23 protein-coding genes are annotated in these 24825 nt (G+C 50.8%); all 23 read right to left on the bottom strand.

The window, feature by feature from the left end:
- Positions 1 to 42: 42 nt before the first annotated feature.
- Positions 43 to 870 (bottom strand): DegV family protein, encoded by an 828-nt coding sequence (locus FXY30_RS00325; RefSeq protein ID WP_071704853.1) that lies wholly within the window; start codon positions 868 to 870, stop codon positions 43 to 45.
- Positions 867 to 2168: a CCA tRNA nucleotidyltransferase gene (locus FXY30_RS00330; RefSeq protein ID WP_071704854.1), complete on the bottom strand. Its 1302-nt coding sequence runs from the start codon at positions 2166 to 2168 to the stop codon at positions 867 to 869. The genes FXY30_RS00325 and FXY30_RS00330 overlap by 4 nt, the downstream gene beginning before the upstream one ends.
- Positions 2165 to 3565 (bottom strand): phosphoglucosamine mutase, encoded by a 1401-nt coding sequence (glmM, locus tag FXY30_RS00335; RefSeq protein WP_071704855.1) that lies wholly within the window; start codon positions 3563 to 3565, stop codon positions 2165 to 2167. The genes FXY30_RS00330 and glmM overlap by 4 nt, the downstream gene beginning before the upstream one ends.
- Before the next feature lie 143 nt (positions 3566 to 3708).
- The gene (locus FXY30_RS00340) at positions 3709 to 4383 is read right to left on the bottom strand and encodes a TIGR00266 family protein (protein WP_071704856.1); all 675 of its coding nucleotides are present in this window, start codon (positions 4381 to 4383) and stop codon (positions 3709 to 3711) included.
- A 207-nt stretch (positions 4384 to 4590) separates the two neighbouring features.
- A complete protein-coding gene (locus FXY30_RS00345; RefSeq protein WP_071704857.1) occupies positions 4591 to 5556 on the bottom strand; it encodes a G5 domain-containing protein in 966 nt (321 codons plus the stop codon).
- Between the two features lie 250 nt (positions 5557 to 5806).
- Positions 5807 to 6664, bottom strand: a complete 858-nt coding sequence (gene rsmI, locus FXY30_RS00350; protein ID WP_157885013.1) for a 16S rRNA (cytidine(1402)-2'-O)-methyltransferase — start codon at positions 6662 to 6664, stop codon at positions 5807 to 5809.
- An 88-nt stretch (positions 6665 to 6752) separates the two neighbouring features.
- A complete protein-coding gene (locus FXY30_RS00355; protein WP_066925903.1) occupies positions 6753 to 6923 on the bottom strand; it encodes a DUF362 domain-containing protein in 171 nt (56 codons plus the stop codon).
- 86 nt (positions 6924 to 7009) lie between these two features.
- Positions 7010 to 8113 (bottom strand): PSP1 domain-containing protein, encoded by a 1104-nt coding sequence (locus FXY30_RS00360; protein WP_071704858.1) that lies wholly within the window; start codon positions 8111 to 8113, stop codon positions 7010 to 7012.
- A 121-nt stretch (positions 8114 to 8234) separates the two neighbouring features.
- Positions 8235 to 9152 (bottom strand): hypothetical protein, encoded by a 918-nt coding sequence (locus FXY30_RS00365; RefSeq protein ID WP_071704859.1) that lies wholly within the window; start codon positions 9150 to 9152, stop codon positions 8235 to 8237.
- On the bottom strand, positions 9149 to 9475 hold the full coding sequence (locus FXY30_RS00370; RefSeq protein ID WP_071704860.1) for a cyclic-di-AMP receptor: 327 nt from the start codon (positions 9473 to 9475) through the stop codon (positions 9149 to 9151). Before FXY30_RS00370 ends, FXY30_RS00365 begins: the two co-directional genes overlap by 4 nt.
- 23 nt (positions 9476 to 9498) lie before the next feature.
- The gene (tmk, locus tag FXY30_RS00375; protein ID WP_232009027.1) at positions 9499 to 10134 is read right to left on the bottom strand and encodes a dTMP kinase; all 636 of its coding nucleotides are present in this window, start codon (positions 10132 to 10134) and stop codon (positions 9499 to 9501) included.
- On the bottom strand, positions 10131 to 11972 hold the full coding sequence (gene nadE / locus FXY30_RS00380) for an NAD(+) synthase (protein WP_071704861.1): 1842 nt from the start codon (positions 11970 to 11972) through the stop codon (positions 10131 to 10133). Before nadE ends, tmk begins: the two co-directional genes overlap by 4 nt.
- A gap of 24 nt (positions 11973 to 11996) precedes the next feature.
- Positions 11997 to 12896 (bottom strand): SH3 domain-containing protein, encoded by a 900-nt coding sequence (locus tag FXY30_RS00385; RefSeq protein WP_071704862.1) that lies wholly within the window; start codon positions 12894 to 12896, stop codon positions 11997 to 11999.
- A gap of 33 nt (positions 12897 to 12929) precedes the next feature.
- A complete protein-coding gene (locus tag FXY30_RS00390; RefSeq protein ID WP_071704863.1) occupies positions 12930 to 14018 on the bottom strand; it encodes a 6-phosphofructokinase in 1089 nt (362 codons plus the stop codon).
- A gap of 38 nt (positions 14019 to 14056) precedes the next feature.
- A complete protein-coding gene (locus tag FXY30_RS00395; protein WP_172619969.1) occupies positions 14057 to 14743 on the bottom strand; it encodes a sugar transferase in 687 nt (228 codons plus the stop codon).
- Positions 14744 to 14787: 44 nt separating this feature from the next.
- Positions 14788 to 16002 (bottom strand): DegT/DnrJ/EryC1/StrS family aminotransferase, encoded by a 1215-nt coding sequence (locus FXY30_RS00400; protein ID WP_071704864.1) that lies wholly within the window; start codon positions 16000 to 16002, stop codon positions 14788 to 14790.
- Positions 16003 to 16054: 52 nt separating this feature from the next.
- Positions 16055 to 18025, bottom strand: coding sequence for a polysaccharide biosynthesis protein (locus FXY30_RS00405; protein ID WP_071704865.1), 1971 nt, complete (start codon positions 18023 to 18025; stop codon positions 16055 to 16057).
- A 12-nt stretch (positions 18026 to 18037) separates the two neighbouring features.
- Positions 18038 to 19180 (bottom strand): DegT/DnrJ/EryC1/StrS family aminotransferase, encoded by a 1143-nt coding sequence (locus FXY30_RS00410; protein WP_071704866.1) that lies wholly within the window; start codon positions 19178 to 19180, stop codon positions 18038 to 18040.
- 9 nt (positions 19181 to 19189) lie between these two features.
- The gene (locus FXY30_RS00415; protein WP_071704867.1) at positions 19190 to 19780 is read right to left on the bottom strand and encodes an acyltransferase; all 591 of its coding nucleotides are present in this window, start codon (positions 19778 to 19780) and stop codon (positions 19190 to 19192) included.
- 78 nt (positions 19781 to 19858) lie between these two features.
- A complete protein-coding gene (locus tag FXY30_RS00420; protein WP_071704868.1) occupies positions 19859 to 20983 on the bottom strand; it encodes a Gfo/Idh/MocA family protein in 1125 nt (374 codons plus the stop codon).
- Complete coding sequence (gene wecB / locus FXY30_RS00425; RefSeq protein ID WP_071706025.1) at positions 20980 to 22077, bottom strand: non-hydrolyzing UDP-N-acetylglucosamine 2-epimerase; 1098 nt, start codon at positions 22075 to 22077, stop codon at positions 20980 to 20982. The genes FXY30_RS00420 and wecB overlap by 4 nt, the downstream gene beginning before the upstream one ends.
- Positions 22078 to 22117: 40 nt before the next feature.
- Positions 22118 to 23443, bottom strand: a complete 1326-nt coding sequence (locus FXY30_RS00430; RefSeq protein ID WP_071704869.1) for a lipopolysaccharide biosynthesis protein — start codon at positions 23441 to 23443, stop codon at positions 22118 to 22120.
- Complete coding sequence (locus tag FXY30_RS00435; RefSeq protein ID WP_071704870.1) at positions 23436 to 24803, bottom strand: O-antigen ligase family protein; 1368 nt, start codon at positions 24801 to 24803, stop codon at positions 23436 to 23438. The genes FXY30_RS00430 and FXY30_RS00435 overlap by 8 nt, the downstream gene beginning before the upstream one ends.
- Positions 24804 to 24825: the final 22 nt, after the last annotated feature.

Raw genomic sequence — 24825 nt, forward strand, 5'->3', positions numbered from 1 at the left:
TCGACACGATTTTTTTATTATAGCACAATGAGGCAAAGGCGGCTAAAAGCCGACCACGATGCCTCCCCGATTCGCATAACACGCGTTGAGTCCTCCGCCTTCTACGATCTCCACGCGGCCGAAGGGCGCGCGGGCAAGAATCTCACGCTTTACCTGTTCCGCTCTCTCTTTATCACGAATGTGCGTGATAAAGAGGGTGCGTTCTGCAAAGGGCACCGCTTCAGAGGCAATATGTTCCGCCAGGCGCACCACGCCGCGATCCATCCCACGAGCAATCGACTTCAGGCCAATTTCCCCGTTCACGCCGCGGCAAATTGGACGGATGGAAAGGGTGGCGAGAATGTTGCCCGCCAGACGCGGCAGACGTCCCGATTTCACTAATGTGCTGTAGTCATTCAACACGAAATAGGTGTAGTTGGTTTGAGCAATCTCTTCTTCTTGAGCCAAAATGTCTTCGAAAGAGAGATTGCGTTGCAGCAGCTGATGCAGCCGAAAGAGATACGCGCTTTCTCCGGCAGCGGCCGCTTTGCTGTCAAACGCATGCGCTTTTTTTCCTGCTTCCCGCAATTCCCGTACGGCAATTTGCGCGCTATTATATGCGCTGCTGAGTCTTCCGGAAATCGTTAAAAAAAAGATCTCATCGGCATCTCCTGCGGCATCCATGAACTGCTGGGGAGACATGGCCGCACTCTGTGCAACCGTATCCGATGCATCCACATCCGCCAGAAACGCATCGATATCCATGCTGCCGTCGTCAATATAATGATGACCGTTGCAGGTTAACGAAAAGGGCACGCGCGAAATCGCAATCTCTTCGGCCATCGCCTGATTCATATCGCAACTGGAGTCGGTAACAATGATTCGTTTCATTCCTTCTCTCCCTTTTTCATCCTCTGTTGAACGGTCTTTGTTAAGGTCGCAACCGTATTTTCCACCTGTCCGTCAATCACTTGATCCAGAAGCCAAGCGAGCATTTCTCCAACACGCTTCCCCGGTTTCATACCCATTGCAAGCAGTTCCGCCCCGCCAAGTGCTAAATCGCTTTGTTCTACCGGCAAGTGCTGCTGCTCCACCTCATGCATTTGTTTTTCCACGCGGGAAAGAGCCGCCATGCGCTCGTTTCTTTCGTGGGAAGAAGCAGAAGCCACTGTGCTTGCCGCTTGCATAAGCTGAAGAAGCTGGTATTGCTGCGGTTGCGTTCGTCCGATCAGGCGCTGTACATCTGCCCTTGTTTCCGGTAAAGGAAGGTGTACTTCGCGAAGAAGCAGCCGTACCTCGTCGCGTAGTCTCGTGGAAGTCTTGAGTTTGCGCAACAGCCGATCCATGCGTGAAAGGCGCATCGCCGTTTCTTCTGTTGACCCGGCAAACGAAGGCCCGAAGCCTAGCGCAGCCCAGCGCAATGCCGGCGTCGGAGGCACGATACATAGAAGAGGAGAGCAGACCTCTTTGACGGAAAACAGCAACGCGTCATCGCCTGCGGGCGTATCCGTGAAAAGCGACTTCCAAAGCCCTGTTTCCTCTAAGAGCGCCACCGCCGAATCCGGATGTTCCCCCGTCAGCATGCGCTCCAGCTCTTCATGACATCGCTCCATCGAAACAAAGCGGATGCGCTCATGCTGCGCTTGGATCGCCCGGCGCAACGAAGGATCCATCTTCCACTGAAAACGGGAAGCAAAACGCACGGCACGCAACATGCGCAGGGCATCTTCGGCTATGCGCTCTTCTGCACAGCCAACCGCCCGAAGCAGGCCCGCATGAAGGTCCCGCTCTCCACCGAAGGGATCGCGAAGGCCTCTCTCCGGATGCCAGGCCATGGCATTCATGGTGAAATCGCGCCGTTGTAAATCCTCTTCCAGGTGCATGGAATAGCGAACCTGTTCCGGATGGCGTCCATCCCGATAGTCGCTTTCCGCCCGAAACGTCGTCACTTCATAGACCGCCGTGGGCATCACGACGCGAATCGTGCCGAAGGATTTTCCCACATCCAAAGTGTGTTCGTCAAAGAAAACCGCTTCTATCTGTTCCGGCGTTGCATTGGTAGCAAAGTCGATATCGGACGCTGCGTTTCCCATGAGAAGATCGCGCACAGCGCCACCGACGATCCAGGCTTCATAGCCCGCATCTTCCAGACGACGCAAGACGACAAGCGCCTCGTCCGAAAACATCATGCGGTAAATCCCTCATCGTGAAACGCCTGCACAATATGCTCCGCCATTTCTACGCACAAATCATTGTCCAGATGCTCGACCATGACACGGATTAAAGGCTCCGTCCCGGAAGCACGCACCACCGTTCGTCCTTCCTGCCCCAGCAGGCGATTTGCCTCTTCGATCGCTCGCTGCACTCTTTCATTCTCTAAGGCGCTTTTTTTGTCTTCCACCAAAAGATTGCGTAGCACCTGCGGATAATGAATGAGGTCCTGATGCAACGAAGCCAGATCGGTTTTATTTTCCACCATGATTTCGGCTAAGCGAAGCGCAGTCAATACGCCATCGCCGGTGGTCGCATATTTGGAAAAAATGATGTGGCCAGACTGTTCGCCACCCAGAGCATAGCCGTGCTCAAACATCTCCGCCGCGACATTCTTATCCCCTACGGGCGTTTTTACATATTGAATATCCGCGCGTTCAAAGGCTTTGTACAGGCCGAAGTTGGACATAATGGTGGTTACAACGGTATTGCCCGGAAGCGCTCCGTTCGCCTTCATTTCTTTTCCACAAATATAGAGAATCGCATCGCCGTCCACTACTTTGCCGTGATTATCCACGGCGATACATCGATCGGCATCGCCATCGAACGCAAAGCCGCAATCCAGTTTCTGGGATTTTACGAGATCCACCAAGCTCTGAATGTGCGTAGAACCGCAATCCAGGTTGATGTTCAGGCCGTTGGGATGATCGTGAATAATATGCGTCTCAGCGCCGAGAGCATCAAAGACGTTTTTCGCCACGGTAAAGGACGCCCCGTTCGCACAATCTAAGCCGACCCGCATGCGCTTAAACGAACGGCGCACAGTCTGAATCAAATAGCCGATATAGCGGTTTCTACCGCGCGAGTAGTCCTCCACCATGCCGATTTCGCCTCGTTCGGCAAGCGGCAAATCATCGGTTTCCGCATCGATGTATCGTTCAATTTCTTCCAGCAGCTCCTCTTCCATCTTGCCGCCGGCGCTGTTGATGATCTTAATCCCGTTGTCGTAAAACGGATTATGGCTGGCGGAAATCATGATGCCGCAGCAAAAATTATCCGCTCGTACCGCATAGGATACGGACGGTGTCGTGGTCACGTGCATGAGATCCACGTCGCATCCGCTGGTGGTAATGCCGGCCGCCAGCGCATTTTCTAACATATAGCTGGAGCGGCGGGTATCTTTGCCGATGACGATGCGCGGCCGTTTTTCTTCCGCCCATTCCGGCATCGTATGGCCCGCACCGAGAGATACGCGCAACTCCTTCTGTAGTTTCAGAAAATGCGCACCTAAATAACGCCCGATTTTCATGGCATGTATCGCTGTTAACGACTGGTTCGCTTCGCCGCGAAAGCCGTCCGTTCCGAAGTATTTCATGGCCACCTCCCTCATCGCTTCATGATACCGATTTCGCCCCGAATGTGTCAAGGATGCGCATTCAAACGAAACAAGGCGCGATGCACATGCGACATGTGCAACGCGCCTAAAAATCCAAATCACCGTAGAGTTCTCTGCACTTCTTAACGATTTATGGGCAGAAATTCTGAGACGGCGGCAGCCAAGCCGGAAATCGGCATGGTCTGCAACCAGATCTTTCCGGGGCCTGTTAATACGGTATTGAAAAAGCCTTCCGCGCCCAACAGCTTGTTCTTCATGCCCTTGACTTGCTGAATATCCAGCGAAACGCTGCTTTCCATGGCCAACACATTGCCGGTGTCCACAACCATCTGCTCGCCGCTTTGCAATTCATATTCCACATAGTCGCCATCGACTTCGACAAATACGATGCCGTTGCCGCGCACCTTTTGCATAATGAAGCCTTCTCCGCCGAAAAATCCGGCGCCGAGTTTCTTATTAAAATGAATGGAAAGCTCTACACCGGCTTCCGACGCTAAAAAAGCGCGCTTTTGCAAAATCATTTCGTGCCGTTCCGACATATCGAGGGCCAAAATCTTTCCCGGGAAACTCGATCCGAAGGCAATCATACCGTCTCCACGTGCGGTGTAGATGTTCTGAAACAGATTCTCCCCGGAAAGCACCTTGGAGAACATACTTCCTATGCCGCCGCCCGTCGTGGACATTTCCATATTCGGCGTCATCCACACCATGGAGCCCGCTTCGGTGATCATTTTTTCACCGTTTGTCAGCTGACAAACAACGACCGGGAAATTCCCCCCTTTGATTTCATACTGCATCTTCGTCTCCTTTCTTATGCATTACAACGTTCTTCTTCTTTTGCTCTGCCTTTCTGATTTGCTACGTTTTGGGTTCTGCGACCGCCTTTGCTGTCTCTTTGCAGAATACTCCGTGTTTTGTATGTTTCCTTCTATATGTCAAAAATAGCAAAATCCCATCTTGTTGACAAGATGGGATTTTTCATAGAAAACGGAAAATATACAGTTTTATCGGACGTAAACATCCAGGTGATTCCCCCAGGTACCGCGATCATAGATTTTGCCGTAATGGCCAAACGGAGTGGGAAATACCGTACCTTTCGGGGCGCTTCCGGCGAGAACAATATAGCCGTCGCCGTCGCAGACATAGCCGTCCGCGTTAACATGACGACCGGGGATGCGCAAGCCGCCGCCCGGCAATACACTTTGGGAATAGAAAGTATATTTGTAACCGGAGTAGTAGACCACTCCTTGGAATTGAAACTGGCCCAAGGTATAAAGCTTCGGGCTCGTCGGGGAGGGATCATAGGTTCCTTTCAGTACGACCTCCTCTTCCGCCTTTTTCGTCACCTGATTGGACAATTCCGTCTTTTCTATGACCTTGCCGTTCTTTGTCACGACGCGGGTCACCGTTTGACGGTTTCCATCGACGCCGGCCTTTTTTACCTTGGTTTCACCGATCTTCATCTCCTCGGTCTCTTCCGTTTTCGTCGTGAACGGGATGACCGTATTTTCGGTGATGACGCGCGTTTCGATGTGATCCACTTGAACCGTGTCGCCATCGTGCAAGGTTTCGCTGCGCGCGGGAGAAATGACATCGTCTTGATCCACCACAATCGCATTCTCTTCCAAAAGATTGCCGACGGTTGCCGCGTAGGTCACTTTCGTTTGATGGTTTTCGCCATCAGAAAGCGTAACGGTTTTTTTCGTTCGGATCTCCAGCTGCATCTCATCTTGCACTTCGTCGTTCAATGGCAAGCTGATTTTGGCATCGTCGAGATCCGCCAATTTCGCATCCGTTAGCGCTTCCTGCAACGTCTCTTTGCTTGTTACCAGTTCGATCGCTTGGCCGTTGTAGGTCAAGTGAATGGTTTTCGGACGTTGCGCATAAACGATGCCTCCGGCAATCGCGCTCAACGTCAGGACACCGGCTAAAATCAGCGCACGTGTCTTTACTGCATATCGTTTGTTCATGTAGCCTCCCTCCTCGTGGTCAGCGAGGTACCCGGCACCTTGGGATGGTCTGTCCCTTCCGGATGGTCGAAGTCCGAAACGGTAACCGAGCTTTCATTTTTGTAATCTTTTTGTTACCAAATTCGTTCCCATTATAGGGATGTTCCTTTTTCCGTGCAAACAGAAACCGATTTTTTAGGCAAAAAAAGCTCAATTTGTTACAGATCTGTAACAAATTGAGCTCTCTGACCTGTTTTTGTGACCTTTTTTTCTACTTCTCGGCCGATCGATCCTCTTCCCGAAGCTGGTAGACCTCGTTTCGGCTGCGTCCGGAAGTCGCAACGATCTCTTTCATGGCTTGTTTTGCGGAAATCCCCTGCTCCTGTTTTTCTCGAAGCGTTCGAATAACCTCTTCGTCTGTCCATGCGGAAGGAGCTGCTGCCGGTCCAATGACAAAGGCGAACTCGCCCTTTTCCGTTAGCGCCAAATCCTTGCCGGCATGACCGGTAAAGTGCAGGACTTCTTCATACTGTTTGCTCCATTCCCGCAGCACGGCAAAGGAACGTTCCGGCCAGCGCTGTCCAAGCTCCGCCAAGGTTTGTCGAATGCGGTATGGCGACTCGTAGCAAATGGCGGCCAGTGGGAACGAATCTAATAAAGAAAGCACCTCTTCCCGTTCTTTTCCTTTGCGCGGCAAAAAGCCGAAGAAAGCGAAACGACCATCCCCTATGCCGGAAGCCACCGCGGCAACCGGTACAGCGGAAGCGCCGGGAAGAACCGTATACGGCAATCCGCGCGAAATCGCTTTGCGCACCAATACGCCACCCGGGTCGGAAACGCCCGGCATTCCGGCATCCGAAATGACTGCTACACGTTCCCCCTGTTCCACACGGAAAAGCAGCTCTTCGGAACGCTCCTGCTCATTATGCTGATGGTAAGACAACAAGGGCCGATGGATCGCATACGATTCCAGAAGCGGCGACGAATGGCGTGTGTCTTCACAGGCAATTACATCGGCTGTACGCAACACATCCAGCGCGCGAAGCGTCATATCGCGTCGATTTCCGATGGGCGTCGGCACAAGGTACAACATGCCCGTGGACTTTTTTTCTGCGTAGTCGTCTCCCATTCCCACCTCTTTTCCGACATCCTTCCTTTTGGGATGCCTATTTGGGCACAAAAAAAGGAAGTGCTCAGAGAGCACCTCCTGTCCGGGCTTAGGCCTCCGGTTCAATGGCGCCGGTCGGGCAAACACCCGCGCATGAGCCGCAATCAATGCAAGCATCCGCATCGATCACGTAAATGTCGCCTTCGCTGATCGCGCTGACCGGGCACTCGCTGATGCAGGTGCCACACGCGATACACGTATCATGAATTACATATGCCATAGTATCCTCCTCCAACAAATTCACTCCAACGACAGTCAAGGCTGTCACAAAATTATCATAGTCATTCCCTTCGCCGGTGTCAAGAATCAACGTCTGCGTCCGCGCCGACGTGACCTCGCTTTCGCACGTCCTTTTTGGGCGTAGGGCTCGGTGGAAGAAGCGTCGTTATCTTCTTCCTCCTGTTCCGAAGTCATGACCACGGTAGCAGTGTCCTTGGGAGAAGAAGAGCAATTTTTACAACAGCAGGGCGCTGCCGCCAGTTCCTCTTCATCGGACTCTTTGCGCCCGTTCGTCATTTTTTGTCCTTCCGGAATGAATTCGTGTTCATCCAGTTCTCGCTCATCACGCAAATCGGGACGCGGCTGCCCTTTTTTTCGTCTTGCCAATACTTCGATGCTGCTGACCGCATAGTATTTTTCGTCTTCGGAGCCATCCGCCTTATACACATGCACCCGAACCCGGGTCTGCAACACGTCGCGATCCACGACATAGCCCTGGCCATCCTCGGTTAATACGAGTGTCCCCTTGGCAGGAACACGCTTCGTATTTTGCAAATAATGATCTTGCTCGTAATTGAGACAGCACATCAGCCGTCCGCATACGCCTGAAATCTTCGTCGGATTCAACGAAAGGCCCTGTGTTTTCGCCATTTTAATGGAAACCGGCACAAAATCGCTCATATAGCGTCGGCAGCAGACCGGTTGCCCGCACTGCCCCAAGCCGCCGATCATCTTTGCCTGATCGCGTACGCCAATCTGGCGCAATTCAATGCGTGTATGAAAGCTCTGCGCTAAATCGCGTACCAGCGAGCGAAAATCGACGCGATCTTCCGCCGTAAAATAAAAAATCAGCTTGTCACGATCAAAGGTGTATTCGGCGTCCACCAGCTTCATCGCCAAACGATGTTCCTCGATTTTTATGTTGCAAAGCGCTAAAGCATCCTGGGCAAGGCGACTGTTTTCTGCCACGGTTTGCACATCCGCTTCATTTGCCTTGCGCACCAGCGATGCCTGAATTGGCGGCAGCAGCTCTTCGGGAAGTTCAATATTCTCTATGCGAATCGTTCCGTATTCAACACCACGATCGGTTGCAACGATGACGTCCTCATCCTTCGCGACTTGTTCACCCTGCGGATTGACATAGGTGATCGTACCGGAGCGTTGAAAACGAACGCCGATAACTTCTGTCATTCGTTTTCCTCCATTATCTATTTGTGTTCTATACCGGTTCCCTGAATCTGTTTTCTCAATGATCCGGTCCGTTTCACAGAAGCGCTACGTCTGGCGTTTTCTGTTGTAATCGGTGGAAATATTATAGGTCGGTTCTTCCAAGATGCAGGAAAAAGTGTTCCCATCCCATCGTCGCGTTGATGTTTCCTTCGACCAAGCGGTTAAGCTCCTCTATTTGCAGGATGGCAACGCTGATGGCACCGGTCGTAACCTGTTCTGCCAGCGCATGCACACGGCTCCGGCGCCCCGGCGACCGGGATACATCGTTTCCTACACTTTTGTATTGTAACATATCCGCAAGAATCGCATGAATGGCAGCAAAATAATCATTTTTTCGCTCCATCAGCGGCACCAGACGATCCCGGCGATCAAAAACGATCGCGCCCTGCCCGGAAAATCCGGCTCGAAGCAGACCAAAAAGCGCCTCTTCTTCCTCTTCGGTAAGCGGCACCTCGTCGGAAAGGGTTTGCGCACCGGATTGTTTTTCGTCGAAAGACGGCGAAGAGACAAAATCGAATTCTTTCTTTTCTTGGTTTTGTGGGGAGAGAAAAAGCAAACGACAGCGGGATCGCACCGTGGGCAACAGCTTTCGGCTGTTTTGCGCGACCAAAATCCAGACCAAATATTCCGGCGGCTCCTCCAGCGATTTTAACAGCGCATTTTGCGCTTCTTCACGCATACGATCTGCATAATCCAGCAAAAAAACACGATAGCGGCTCTCCAACGGCTGTTGATACAAGGAAGCCGTCAGCGAGCGCACCATCGCGATGGAAATTTTTTCTTCGGTTTGCTCTGCCAAGTCACGAAACGGAGGCAAGATTTTTGCAGCCGATGTGCCGTCTTTTGATACGCACAACAAATGCTGCGCCAAGGCTCGCGCAAACGGCAAAGCATCCTGTCGATTGCCTTCTATAATATAAGCGTGCGAAACCTCTTGAGACGAGGAGGGCAAAAATCGCTTCCAATCTGCCGGCAAAAGGGATGAGGCAGCGGTTTTCATAACCGATACATCTGGTCAATATCCAGCTGAAACACCGTAGCACCGCCCACCTCGATTTCGATGGGAATGGACGAGTAGGAGCTGGGATCAATTTGCGGGCTCATCATGGGCGCAATGGTCTTGCGGCGGGAGCAATTGCGGCGAATAATTCGCAGTGCTTCTTCCACCTGTATTTCCTCCACACCCAAGAGCAACGTCGTATTGCCGCTCTTTAGAAATCCTCCGGTAGAAGGCAGACGCGTTACGCGGAACTGATTTTCCACCAGATCTTCGGTTAACGGCGCCGCATCGTTGTCTTGAACAATACAGATCAATAATTTCATCGCGTCGCTCCTTTCTGTATACATTATTTTTCCTGTCGACTCGTTAGGGCGCGGTCAATCGCTTTCCAGGAAGCGGCGATCACTTCTTCCGGCGATTTCGAGGCGTCAACGACCACGACATTGTTCATGGTTCGTATGGCTTGTTGGTAACCATTATAAACGTTTTGGAAAAAAGCGTCACCCGCTTTCTCCAACCGGTCCTGTTGGACGTGATGCGCCTTGCGCCGCAAAACCGTAAGCGGATCCACATCTAAAAATAGCGTCAGATCCGGCGTCAAGCCGCCCGTAGCGTACGCATTAATGGCCGCAACTTTTTCCAAGCCGACGCCACGCGCAATTCCCTGATACACCAGGGAGCTTAAAACAAAACGATCGCTGAGCAGAATTTTTCCTTCCGCTAAGGCCGGCAAAATCACCTCGCGCACATGCTGTGCCCGCGAAGCGGCATAAAGCAGCGCTTCCGTCATGGGATCCATCTCCTGATGAGCCGGATCCAGCAAAATGGCGCGTATTTTTTCAGCAATGGGTGTGCCGCCGGGTTCCCTGGTATAGAGCACAGGAATCCCCTCCTGTGCGAAGTGGGCCTTGATGCCGTTGAGAATCGTCGTCTTGCCCGACCCGTCGGAGCCCTCCAGGGCAATGAAAAAGCCGCGCATCATGCGTCCCCCTCTTCTTCCTGCAGACGATCCACTTGCATAAGCCAAGCCGTTGCCTGCACGTCCGAAGGCATGCGCCAACCGCCACGCGGCGAAAGCGAGATGGCTCCGACGCTAATGCCATCCGGCATCACGGAACGCTTGAATTGGCTTGCAAAGAAACGCGAAAACATCTTTCGCAACACAAATAGCAATGTAGCAGTCGAATAGGTGCCCCTAAATGCCTTTTGTGCCAAGGCAAGGAGCTTGTCAGGGGCATAGTGAAAACGCAGAAAATGATAGAGATAGAAGTCATGCAGCACGTAGGGGCCGATCACTTCTTCCGTCTTTTGCACAATCTCGCCCTCTTTTCCGGGCAGTAGTTCCGGTGAAATCGGCGTTTCTAAAATGTCCTTCAAAATGGCCGCCAAAGTCGGCAGGTTCTTGGCTTCATAGGCGACAAGAGCCTGGACTAACGTCTTGGGAATGGATCCGTTGACATTAAACATCGCCATGTGGTCCCCATTAAAGGTACACCATCCGAGCGCACTTTCCGAGAAGTCGCCCGTGCCGACATGTAAGCCTCCCTGTAAATTCGCCAAATCCATTAAAATCTGTGTGCGCTCCCGTGCCTGTGCATTTTCAAATGCGACAGAATGATCCCCTTCCTGCAAGCCAATGTCTTGAAAATGGCGGGTCAAAACGGGTGTCAGTGAAATTTCACGAAAATCGCAGCCGGAACGTTCTCCCAGCGCCGCGGCATTGTTTCGGGTGCGCTTTCCTGTGCCGAAAGCCGGCATGCTGACCAAATGAATTCCTTGCGTATCCCAGCCGCAAAGAGCAAAGGTACGCAGAGCCACCAAAAAGGCCAGCGTCGAATCCAAGCCGCCGGAGAGACCGATCCATACCTGACGCGTCTTTACATGCCGCATGCGACGGGCCAGAGCACGCGCCTGAATTTGTAAAATTTCCTCGCATTCCTCCTCGGTTTTCACGACAAAGGGCATGCTGTCCACGTGGCTCCACTGCGCACGACGACGGGGCGTCATCAGAAGGGATGCCACTTCTTCCTCCGGTACTTCCCCCTCTTCGTGTTCGGCGGCAATCGCATCTAGGTCGAAATCATAATATATGGCACTCTCGCCGATTACCTCATCAGGAAGCGAGCCTTGCGAGCCGACGCCACCGTAAAAAAAGGAAGGACGTCCCAGGGTTCCGCCATCTGCCACGAGTCGTCCGTTTTCGGCAAGAAGGCGATCTCCAGCATAAAACGTATCAATGCCCGTTTCCTCTTCTCCGGCACAAGCCAGCACAACGCCTGCACCTCGAGCCGAAAGCGCCTTAATTTCTTGTGCAAGGCGTTTCGTTCCGCCCACCTGCGCAGGAATGGCCGCCGAAAGCAGGAATAGGTCAGCATTCTTTTCCTGTGCCAGATCGCTCATCCGGACACGGGAAACGGGAGAAAGGGATGCAACGGTGCAGCGACAAAGAAGCGAACCGTCATAGCGATTCATCAGACGAAAGCGAGAATCCTCGATACAAGTTCCGTTTTGAATCACGACAATACGCTCTTGCGCTTTGGCCTGTGTACCGTCGACAATACTAAGCACAAGGGTGAGGCGTGTATTACGGCTTGCTTCCACCACCTCATCCAGGGCTTCTTGCGTCGCCGATTGCAGCGTTTGTGTGCAAAAAAGGTCTCCCGACGTCGCTCCTGTCAGCGCGCAGGAAGGAAAAACCACCACATCTGCCCCTCGTTCATCGGCCTCTTTCAGCACCTGTCGAATTTCTTCCGCATTGGCCTGCGGATCTGCAGCATGCAGCGGCGGAACCGCTGCCGCCACACGTATCCATCCTCGCATGATGTTCCTCCTCATTCGTACGGCTTATTGCGGCGTCCTGTCTAAACAATAGGAGTAAATCCATCCCTCCTGCTTGGAACCGTCGGCTTTGACGGCGATCCCCTGTACCCAAGCAGCATCATCCACCATTTTTGCCTGCTTCACGATGAATTTCTCTCCGGGTTTCACCGTAAAGAGAACGGGGTTCTGCGTGCCGCCATCGCTTCGCACATTCGCACTGTCTTCGACGAGGAACGTTTTGCCGATCCACGTATCCGGTTTCTGATTATTGGCTTTGCCTTCTGTAACGGGTTTGGGAATCTCTTCGGATCCCGATTCTTCCTGTGATGCACTGCTTGTCAAAACAGACGAAGACTCCGAGGCTTGCGATACACTCTCCTGTGCAGAGGATTCCTGCGCATTTCCTCGGGGACGTTCGCTCATCGCATCAATAAAGAACGATGCGGAAAACCAAAGCACCAGCAGCAAAAAGGCGACGGTGCCCACGGCAATCGTCATACGGGAAACCGCAGGATTTGATGAAAAATTGCTCAGGCCTGTTGCGGAATTTTGTGCACGCACGACGGCTTCTTTTTCTTTTCGGTTGCTCGACGACGCTACGGGGCTCTTCGCTCTCGCTTCCCGACGACGTTTTTCCGCCTCACGCCGCTTGCGCAATTGCTCCGCTTCGGATTTACGAATAAGTGCATCCATCGCCGGCATATCGCCGGGACGTGTGCGGGGAAGAGGCTTGGGTGGAGCTGTTTGTTTTCCTTTTTTTTCGGGATTTTCTACAGGCGCACGCTTTTCATCCGCCGCATCCGGACGAAGCGCTTTCCACTTCAGTGGGCGCGTCTTGATCCGCTTCGTTTCGTCTACATTGGCTCGCTTCATACGTTTTGTCCGATCGTCTCGTTGGATCGGTTTGTATTCCTCGTTTCGCAACCTCTTCCTCCTTTCGATTTTGTTTCCGCTTCGTTATTCGTCTTCTTCGGATCCAAAACTGATTCCCATCGCACGCGCTTCGCGAATGAGAGGATGATCCGTCGGCACCGTTTTTAGCTTTCCTGCCGTTTCATCCAGCGGAATTGTGGCCGTTTCCCCATTTTGAAAGACCACCAATACACCGAACCGACCTTCCATGACCGCTTCGGCGCCCGCCGCTCCGCAACGTGTCGCCACCAAGCGATCATAGGGTGTCGGCGAACCGCCGCGCTGCATGTGTCCGGGAACGGTCACGCGCACCTCGGCTTGGATATTTTTTTCAATTTCAGTGGCTAAATGATAGGCTACCGAAGTCGTGTCTCGTTCTGAAATCGTCTTTTTATATTCCTTTTTACTCAACTGCGCTTCTTCTATGGATTTGGCGCCTTCTGCCACTGCGATAATGGTAAAGCGATGATCCTGGCTGCGACGGCGGGCAATGCCTCGACAAATGGCATCCACGGAATAGGGAATTTCCGGTAGCAAAATGATGTCCGCTCCTCCGGCTATACCGGCATACAGGGTCAGCCAGCCGACCTTATGTCCCATGATCTCTACGATAAATACACGACTGTGCGAAGCAGCTGTGGTATGCACGCAGTCAATGGCGTATGTAGCAACATCCAGTGCGGAATGAAAGCCAAACGTCAGCTCGGTTCCGTACAAATCATTATCAATCGTCTTCGGCAGGGCGATGACGTTTAATCCGTTTTCGGATAAGAGCTGTGCCGATTTGATCGAACCGTTACCTCCAAGAACGACCAGAGCGTCCAACTGCAGGCGCGCGTAGGTTGCTTTCATGAGCTCCAGTTTATTCATGCCGTTTTCATCCGGCGACGCCATCTCCTTAAAGCTCTGCCGACTGGTTCCCAGAATGGTTCCCCCGCGCGTGAGCAGTCCTGAAAACTGATTCGGCTCCATTTCCAGGTATTCGTTATACATCAATCCCCAATAGCCATTGACGAAGCCATAAATAACCGTATCCGGATTCATACGGAAAATTGCCTTCGCAAATCCGCGCATGGTGGCGTTCAGGCTCTGGCAATCGCCGCCGCTGGTCAAAATTCCGATTCGTTTTTTCATGATCTCCTCCGTATCCGGTTTTCGGCGTGTCGTCTCGTTTAATGAAAGGCACAAAGAATCGTATCAAAGAGCGTTTTTGCTTCACGCAAAAGCGAAAATTTTCGCATTTCTCTTAGGTTTATGCGCATCTTGTCCGGCAAAATTTCTTCCAGATATACTTTTTCAGGGTCCTTCACCCCTTCCAGTTTATCGTTTTCGTTGCGATAGGCAATACTGCATCGGGAGGTTAATCCTGCCGGTAATAATAGGGTGGCCCACATCTCGGGCGTATAGTGTGCAACAAATTTCGGCACTTCCGGACGAACGCCGACAAAGGTCATATCGCCCTTCAGCACATTAAAAAGCTGTGAAAATTCGTCAAAATGCAACCTGCGCAACACGCGGCCCACCCGCGTAATGCGAGAATCATCGCTTTTGGTCACCGCCGCCCCTATTTTATCGGCATTGGCGACCATCGTGCGAAATTTATATATAAAAAAATGACGGCCGTACTGGGTCACGCGCTCCTGACGATAGAGCACCGGTCCTTTGGAATCGATCTTGATCGCTATAGCGGTCAACAAAAGAAACGGCGATAGCAGCACGCAAAGCAATAACGCCAGCACCACATCGATCATCCGCTTGATCGTCAGTTGCAGGTGCTTCTGCACCAAATACTCGTAATATGGGCGAACTTCCTCTCGCTGAAAAGCGGCAGGCAGCTCGGCAAATGGTTTCAGTCTCATGGTTTTCGTTTTCTTCTTTTTCTGTGCGACGAACGTTACGCGTCCTACTTGGCACGATAGACCCGTTTAAACGTCTCGATGACGTATTGGACATCGTCATCCGTTAACACCGTATTCAGCGGCAGCGTAACCTCATTCTGATACAGTGCGTCGGCATGGGGATAGTTCGCAATGGAGAAACCCAAATTGCGATACGCGCTCATGCGCGGCAACGGCTTATAATGCACGTTCGTAGCCACACCGTATTCGGCCATTTTTTGGATGAGCGTATTTCGCTCTTCGACCGAATAGCCCGGAAGGCGAAGCAAATAGAGATGGGCACTGGAGCGATGCTTCGCACTCGCATGCGCCAAATCCTGCAAACCGAAGGGCTCCACCAGTTCATGATGATAGCGCGACACAATGGCATGACGCCGCTCCAACACCGATTCATAACGCGCTAATTGCGAAACACCCAACGCCGCTAAGGTGTCCGGCATATTGCATTTATAACCCGGCATCACAATATCATATTCCCAAGCGCCTAATTTTTCTTTCGCGAGCGCGTCTTTGTTCTGGCCATGCAGACTCCAAAGCTGCAGCTCGTGATACAGCTCATCGGTATCAAACGGCAGCCCCTTACGCCACAGCAATGCTCCCCCTTCCGCCGTGGTCAAATTCTTAACGGCATGGAACGAAAAACAGGTGAAATCAGCGATTTCGCCAGCCCGCTTTTCGCCTTGGCGAGCGCCCAAAGAATGTGCGGCATCGGCAACGACAGCGATGCGTCCCAGCGCTTCTTGACGCGCGGAGGTCGGATGAAACAGGTTTTTCTTCGTTTCTACTATGCGATACACCGCATCATAGTCGGCGATAATTCCAGCCAAATCTACGCTGATGATCGCTTTCGTACGTTCCGTAATCGCCGCTTCGATGCCGGCCGGATCCATGAAAATAGAGTCCGGCAAGCTGTCGACCATCTTTAGCGTTGCGCCCACGTGCGTGACCACTGAGGCGGTGGCCGTATAGGTGTAAGCCGGAACGATCACCTCATCCCCCGGGCCGATGCCCAAGGCGCGAAGCGTTAGTTCCAGCGCGGCCGTAGCCGAATTTAGTGCCACAGCGCGTTCTGCGCCCGTATAGGCTTCCAACTTGTGCTCAAAATCCTTGGTAACCGGGCCGGTCGTAATCCAACCGGAGCGTAATGCTTTTATGACCTCTTGAATATCTTCTTCCCGAATGTCCGGCGGTGAGAAGGCCACTTTTTTTATTTGTTCCATGCGTTCCTCTTTTCTTGCTTGGACCGGATGACCATCTTTCTTCGTTTTCCGACTATTGCGGCGGCAGATGGTCGTATTTATGCACTTCTTCTCGCACACGTTTCTCTAAGGCGTCCTTACCCTCTTCTTGATACTCTTTATAATCCACGGGGATCCCTTCAATGGGCACTTTTAGCGTGTCCACGATGTCCGCCACGGCATCATACACGTTGGTTTTCTCGTCCCTAATGAGTGCTTCCAATCCGTCTAATTGCGTTTCAAAACGGTTGCGATCGAAACGCAACGGCTCTGCTACGCGAATACGCCGGTTCTTGGTCTCGCGCAGTCCTTCTTCACTCATCAGCACTTCTTCATACAGTTTTTCACCGGGACGCAGACCGGTAAAGACAATTTCAATATCTTCCCCGACTTTATAGCCTGAAAGGCGAATCAATTTTTTCGCCATATCGAGAATGCGCACCGGTTCTCCCATGTCGAGTACGAAAATTTCACCACCCTTGGCAAAGCAGCTCGCTTGCAGCACCAGCGAAACCGCCTCCGGAATGGTCATGAAAAAGCGAACGATATCCGGATGCGTCACCGTCACCGGACCGCCTTCCTGAATTTCTTTTTTGAACAGCGGAATCACCGAACCGCTGGAGCCCAGGACGTTTCCAAAACGCACCGCCACAAAATCCGTCTGGGAGCGATCCGCAAACGCCTGAATAATCATCTCGCAAATGCGCTTTCCGGCGCCGTAAATACTCGTGGGGTTCACTGCCTTATCCGTGGATATCAGGACAAAGCGCTTTACACCATAGCGATCGGCCACCTCCGCAACGTTTCGTGTGCCGATCACGTTGTTTTTGATTGACTCATGGGGCGCTGCTTCCATGAGGTGCACATGTTTATGTGCAGCAGCATGAAAAACGATCTCCGGGCGATACGTATCAAAGATGTCGTCCAGACGTTTTTTGTCACGAATGGAGCCGATCAAGATGCGGATATCCACCTTCGGATGATGGCGCTTTACTTCCATCTGAACATCATACGATCCGTTCTCGTTGACATCCACGATGAGAATCTGCTTCGGTTGAAAGCGGGCAATCTGTCGACAGAGCTCGCTGCCGATGGTGCCGCCGCCGCCCGTCACTAAGACGCGTTTTCCTTGCAGATAATTGCCCACTTCATACGTATTGATCTGGATCGCTTCACGGCCCAATAAGTCGTCCAGAGAGACATCACGCACCTTGCTCACGGACACTTCCCCGGAAATAATCTGGTAAATGCCCGGAACGATCTTCATCTTGGCTTCGGTGCGCTGGCAAATCTCCAAAATTTCGCGCTGTTGCTGACGGGATGCGGAAGGTAACGCCAAAATGATCTCTTTAATGCCGAATTGGCGAACCACTTCCTCAATCTGCTCCCTGCCGCCGAAAATTTTCACGCCTTCAATGGTGCGACCATGCTTGGTGACATCGTCGTCGATGAGAGCGACCACATGGTTTTTCACCTTTTCGGAAACATTCATCTCGTGAATCAGCGTGCGCCCGGCTTCTCCGGCGCCGACAATCAAGGTCGGAATGCCGTTATCTTCGACAGCGTTCTTCAGTAAAGCCCGCTCCATTAAAAGCTGGAAACGATATAAAAAGCGATGCGCTGTTACCCCTGTAAACAATAGGAAAAACTCGATGAGATAGAATCCGTTGGGAATCCAAAGATCTCCAAATGTCAGACGCATAATACCGAATTGCATGCACACGAACACTAAGTTCGCTAAAAAGCTGCGTACAATTTCCGGAAAGCCGACATAGGCAGCCAGAGACTGGTACAGCTTAAACACACTGTATAGTGCGAGGGCTAAGACGGTAAAGAGCGGCGCTGCTGTAATCAGATTCTTGCTCAGCTCATAGGGAATGAGACTGTAGCGAAAGTCAAAGCGTATCCACATGGAGCCGAAATAGGCAATATTTACAAATAGAATATCCAGGATAATGGCGGCAAGCCGTCGCCAGGAAAAAAGATTACGCGTTTTTGCTTTCATGCGTTCTCCTTGTTACGCGCGCTCCGCGCGCACTTGCTTTGTCAGGCGAAGCAGCGTGGACGTGACTTTTTCAAACTCTTCTTCCTTCATGTAGGCATGCATGGGGAGGCTTAACACACGCTGGCTGTGATCATGACATACGGGCAACGCTTCCGGTGCATATGCCAAGTCGGCAAACGCACGCTGTTTATGCATGGGAATGGGATAGTACACCATCACCGGAACGCCCTGTTTTGGCATTTCTTCCAATAAATAGGCCCGCTCTTCCGGCGTTTTGGTCAAAATAGTATATTGCGCAAGCGACGTCGTACGTCCTTCCGGAATGATGGGCGTTTCAAACGTATCCTTCAACACTGCGTCATAGCGCTCCCGCAGCTCGTTCTTCTTTTTGATTTCTTCCTCCAACAGATCCAGCTTCACCAAGAGAATCGCCGCCTGTATGGTGTCCAGACGTGCATTGATGCCGATGCGCACGTTATCATACTTGGATGCGCCATGGCCATGGACGCGCAAAGAATGCATCAACTTATAAAGTTCCTCATCATCGGTAAAGATGGCTCCGCCGTCGCCGTAGCATCCTAAGGGCTTTGCCGGGAAAAAGGAGGTTGCCGACACATCACCGAAAGCGCAGCTCTGCTTGCCGTTATACGTGCCGCCGAACGCCTGCGCATCGTCGGTCAACAGGAACAAGTCGTACTTCTTCGCAATGGCTTCAATGCGATCGTAATCGCAGGGCAAGCCAAACAAATCCACTGTCATGATGCCGCGAGGACGTAGTTTTCCTTCGGCAAGCGTCTTCTCAATCGCCTCTTCTAGCTTATCCGGATCCATCAGATAGGTTTCATCGGAATCAATAAAGATCGGTGTCGCGCCGGCCAAGCGAATCATTTCCGCCGAAGCAAAATACGTGAAACTGGAGACAAACACGGCTTCCTCCGGCTTCACGCCATAAGCAAGCAGCGGAAGATACAGGGCGCTGGTACCACTGGAACAAGTGAGACAGTACTTGCGTCCCACATAGGCGGCAAGCCGTTCTTCCAATTCTTGTACTTGCGGACCCATAATAAAATGACGACCGTCTACCACATCGCGGATGGCCTGATCAATACGTTCTTTTGCGGCTTCATATTGCCGCCCCAAATCAATAAATTGCATGGATCCTCCTCATGCCTGTGTTTCTTTTAAGCCTTCGCCGTCCTTTTCCAGAACCCTTCCGCAGTCCGGGCAGCGGTATCTACCTTGTGCATCCAGATCCGTATCGTAGAAAATATGCCCGCACGTGCAGGCCCAGCCGATGTGCCTTGCCGGCACGCCGGCTACTAACGCATGGGCGGGAACGTCTTTTGTGACGACAGCGCCCGCGGCAACCATGGCCTGCGTATGGAGTGTATGGCCGCAAACCACTGTGCAATTTGCGCCCAGCGTAACGCCTTTTTCCAAATGCGTCGGATGGTAACCGACGCTTCCCTTCGGATACGCCGCCCGCGGATTCAAGTCATTCGTAAAAACGCAAGAGGGGCCGCAAAACACATCATCATCCAGGCGGAGCCCTTCATACAACGAGACATTGTTCTGCACTTTTACGCCATTGCCAATCCGTACACGGTTGCCAACGTTGACGTTCTGCCCGAAACTGCACCCTTTTCCGATGCGTGCGCCGGATTGAATATGACAAAAATGCCAAATCTTTGTTCCCTCGCCGATTTCAACGTCTTCGTCAATATAACTCGATTCATGAACAAAATAGTCGGGCATAGGCTCTCCTTCCCGCTGTTTCGTACTTTTCACGCTTCTTCCACAAAGATAGCAATGTTAAGTGCATGTTTCTTCTGATCAGTCGGCTTCCACGATGGGCGCATGCGGATCGTATTCCAGCGATCCTTCGCCGAAGATCCCCTTCATATCCGTCGAAGCGAAATCCGTAAGGGGTAGCTTGACCGCCTCTCCTGTCTTTTGACTCTTATAAATGGCCAGCACGAGCTCCAGTGCCCGGCGACCCGCGTAGGCGTCCACATACGGTGCACGATCCTCCCGAATTGCCTCCATCATATCATGGAAAAGCAGCGTGTGTCCGTTACCGTAAATGTTTGATGTGGGTTCCTTCATTCCGACTAAACCGTCATCTTCCGGACGATGATCGGCAAAGTCCCAGACCTCGATGTCCGTAGTGGATTTTCCTCCAACTTTCACGGTTCCCGTTTCTCCGAAGAGGAAGAGGGATTCCTCCAAGTTCTGCGGATATACATTGGTGGTGCCTTCAATGATACCGATGGCGCCATTTTTAAAGGTGACGATGGCAGTGCCCAGATCTTCGGCCTCCAAATAGTCGTGAAACTGCTGACGCGTGCGGCCGACGACTTCTACCACTTCATCGCCCAGCATCCAGCGCAACAGGTCAATGCCATGGATGCACTGATTCATTAATGCGCCGCCGTCTTCTTCCCATGTACCGCGCCAGGGCGCCTGTTCATAGTAACCGCGATTGCGATTCCAGCGCACATGGATGGTGCCGTGTGACAGACGTCCAAAGCGGCCTTCGTCCATGGCATCACGAACATGTTGAATGGCTACATTGAAGCGGTTTTGATGACAAGCGGATACCTTAACATGTTTTTCTTCCGCCAAGGCGATAATGCGATCGGAGTCGGCAAGCGACATGGCCATCGGTTTTTCAATAATGACATGAATTCCGCGGCGAATGCATTCCAGCGCGATTTCGGCATGATAGCCGCTTTCCGTCGCAATGGAGACCAGCTCAATTTCCGGATGTTCATCCAACATTTTTTTGTAATCCGTATAATGTGCCACGGTGGACGGGTCCACTTCACCACGCGTTAAGAGCGCATCCATTTTCGCTCGTCGTACGTCGCACAAAGCAACAAAGTGCAGATGATTATTTTTGGCTGCATACACGTGATTGATGGCAATGCGTCCGCAACCGATTAAGGCGTAATTCATTTGCTTCCTCCCCTGTTCGATAGAATTTCTACAATGCGATCGCCCGCATCTCCTTGCCCGTAGTAAGGATAGTACGCATCCTCATCAATGCTCGTTTCCAATGCTTTCCGGACAATGTCGGCGGCAATCGGTCGTGAAAGAATGTTCAAGTTTCCACGCAGGGTTTCCACCCATTCCGTCTGTTCTCGTACGGTAACACAGGGGGTGTGCAAGATGTAGGCCTCTTTCTGCAAACCGCCGGAATCCGTAACAACCTTGTCAGCATACTTTGTGAAAAATAGCATTTCCAAATACCCTACAGGTTCCACCAGCACGGTATTGCGAAAGCCTTCCTCTTCGCTCAGTTTCACGGCCATTTCTCGTACTCGCGGATGTGCCGGAAAGAGAACCGGTACCGGAAAATCTTCAAAAGCTTTTAGGATTTCTCGCAATTTTTCCGGCGTATCCGTATTTTCTGCGCGATGAATGGTGGCGAGAATCCAATGTTCTATTCCTGCAAGGGAGCCTCGAATCACGCGCAGGGAAGAAAAGACATCCTTTGTGTTTTGTTTTTCCATGGAAGAGGTGTAAAACAAAACCGCATCGCACATCACATCCCCGACTTGAAAAACTCCCTCCGTCAAGCCTTCCCGGGCTAGGTTGTCTACGGCTGTTTGGGTAGGAGCAAACAAAAGTGTCGAGAGGTGATCGGTTACTACGCGATTTTGTTCTTCCGGCATGGAACGATTGAAGGAGCGTAAACCGGCCTCCACGTGATATACCGGCACCAATTGCTTCGAAGCGGCTAACGCCGCAGCGAGGGTGGAGTTGGTGTCTCCATAAACCAACATCGCATCAGGCTTTTCTTTAAAAATAAGATCTTCAATTCCCGTCAGCATCGCGGCGGTTTGGTGCGCATGGCTTCCGCTGCCTACGCCAAGATTGTAATCCGGCTTCGGAATCGAAAGCTCCGTAAAAAAAACATCCGACATATTGGCATCATAATGCTGCCCCGTATGCACCAGAATCTCTTGCTGTTGTTGACGAATTTTGCGGGACACGACAGCCGCTTTGATAAATTGCGGACGGGCCCCCACTACGGTCATGATCTTCATATGTTCCTCCATCCGACCACTCTTGTTGTCTTATTATACCTTATTCCATCGTATTCGTTCCGGAGGGACGCCGAAAGATATAATACGCAACGTATGCGGTGCTCAATACACCGGATATAATGTAGATCGCTGTTGTGGCATAGGCGGCACCAATCGATCCATATTGTTTAATCCAAAAGTAATCCAATAGCACATTCAACAAGCCGGATATGACTGCCACAACACTATTCACTTTCAGTCGATGCAACATGACTAAAACATTGCCGGACAAGATGCGAAACGTCCCAGAAAAGAAAAAGCCGACCGACAAAACCCTAAAAATCGGAATGGCATTGGTATAGCCGGGAAATAAAATAGCAAAAATCCAAGGTGCAAAGAAATAAAGGCCAAGACTGATCAAGCCATTCACCCCAGCCATAATGCCATACAACCTGGTCACATTCTTCTTAAGCCAAGGAATATCTTCGTGATGGCTTGCCACATAGGGATAGACGTACGTAATAATGGCGGAAGGAACAAACGTCATCGCAAAGGGAATCAGTGTCGCCGTGTGATAATCTGCCAATACGGTAGAGTCGGCAATAATGGAACCGATGAGCCAGCCGTCAATGATGTAAAGCAGACTGGATACGCTGTTATTAAAAAGCGAAACGAGCCCGATGGAAAAAAATTCTTTCTTCTCCGCCTTTGTTAACGGTGACAGAGAAATGTCATTCTTCCCCATTGTTCGCTCTTTACGCAGCGGAAGAAAGTCATGCTGAAGGAACGACGGTCGCGTTAAAGCAATGGTAACGAATATAACTCCAAGATACCCCAGATAGCGGAGCAAAATTAAAATCGGCAGTCGATTCGTTAATGCGCCGATAATTAACATCAAGGAATTTGCGACGGCAATTCCCGTATTTAAATACGAAAACTGTTTATTACGAAGGTGAATGCGAAAATAAATCTGAATGGTTTCCACCGTAAAATAAAATAGCGGCATACACGATAAAAGAAGCAGCACATTTTTTGCTCCAGGAATGGGAAACGAAAAAAACATGCAAAAAGCTAGAATCGCAAAAAATAGGCCAAAATTGACAGCCATCCCGAAACGATAACTAAACCGTGTAAATTGCTCCTGCTTTTCTATATCATTCAGATTTTCACTGCCTAACTGAATTAGAGCGGATGAGGCGCCAAATCCGCTAAAAATTAGAAATGTGCTCAAAATGTTCATTGCATAAGAATAAATGCCGTACACCTCTTTGGAAAGAAAGTTGACGACAATAATTCCACTGCAAGAGACAATAATTTTATTTAATACTTCGGAGGAGAAAATGTGTAAAAACCCCGTTGATGCTAATTTTTTAAGGATTTCACGCATTCTCTTTTTTCCTTCCTATTACATCATCTCTTGCAATAGGAGGCGCCATCGAAGCAAAAAAGGCGATCCATGTAAGAGGAGATGCGAAAGGATGATAGGAAGAAAAGAAGAACAGATATAAGGCATAACATCCTAAAAATGACAACACGGTAACGCTCTCCATCGTCAACCTGGAAAAACGTTTCATGCTCCTCAATGATTTTTTTGCCGCATCGACCATTAATAGCACATAGCCGGCCATGCCCAAAACGCCCGTAGAGTACCATATCTGTAAAGGTGCGTTATGTAGCAACATCTTTCGATAGCCGTATTCCCTCACGAATACTCGTTCATCTAAATGACCAAAGACAGACATTTTTTTCATTCCGGCTTGCCAAATCCGCATTCTCCCGGAACTCACATCCTGATTGTCTCCCGCGCCTTTCATGCTCTTTTGGAGGAGCAGGGCCAGCGACTCCTCAAAGGTAATCTCTTTACCTTCCTGGCGTTGCAATTGCTCTTTATAAGCGGGATTAATTAAGGGATAAATGGTATGTGCCGCAAGGGGCGTGCCATAGGAAAGAACAAGATATAATGCCAGATAGCACAGCACGTTGCCGGCAACAAACTTGGAAATCTTTCCCGACACCACTTCTTTGTGGACCGATAAATACGCGAGAAGAAGAGCATACACCCAAAACATCATCACCATGCCCGTCCGGGAACGCGAAAAAAAGATCAAGGTTGTAGCGACAATGGAAAAAAGCAAATGCCGCCCTTTTTTCTTTACATCTTCAATACGATATAAATAAAAATTGCTAACAATCGCCATGACGCAAATCATCGCCAAGTCATTCGGATCGGTATAGATTCCGCCATACTGGCTTTCCGTTAAAGGGGACAAGAGGAGGGAAATGAAAACAACGGCGACAAAAAAGTGGCACAAGGTAATGCAATATCGCTTCAGCCACAAGTGAAAGACATCGTGCTTTAAAACGCCTCTTGCAAAAGGATAGAGAAGCAGCCATACAAGGGATAATAAGAAATACGCCTTTCCTCGAACTACAATGGCTGTAGCAAGACTTCCTATTCCCATAAGATAAAAAGCGATGGTCCAAAAATCATTGTGCAACATCGGGACGGGATGCGAGTCACAAAACAGAATCAGATCAAAAAGAAAAACCGCGCCACAGACAAGTAACCGGAGACCAAAGGAAAAGTTGTAGAAATTAGCCCACACAGTATAAAAAAGCAGCATAAAATAAAAACTAATGTCTAAAAGTTTTTCCCGTTTTTCTATCAGTATATTTGGAATATGCTTAGCAATATACTGTTGCAGTTTTTGATTTTGTGTTTCGTGAAACTGAATGAAGCGATTCACACATATCTCCTTACTACTTTTC

The sequence above is a fragment of the Murdochiella vaginalis genome (assembly GCF_902381775.1).
GTDB lineage: Bacteria > Bacillota > Clostridia > Tissierellales > Peptoniphilaceae > Murdochiella > Murdochiella vaginalis.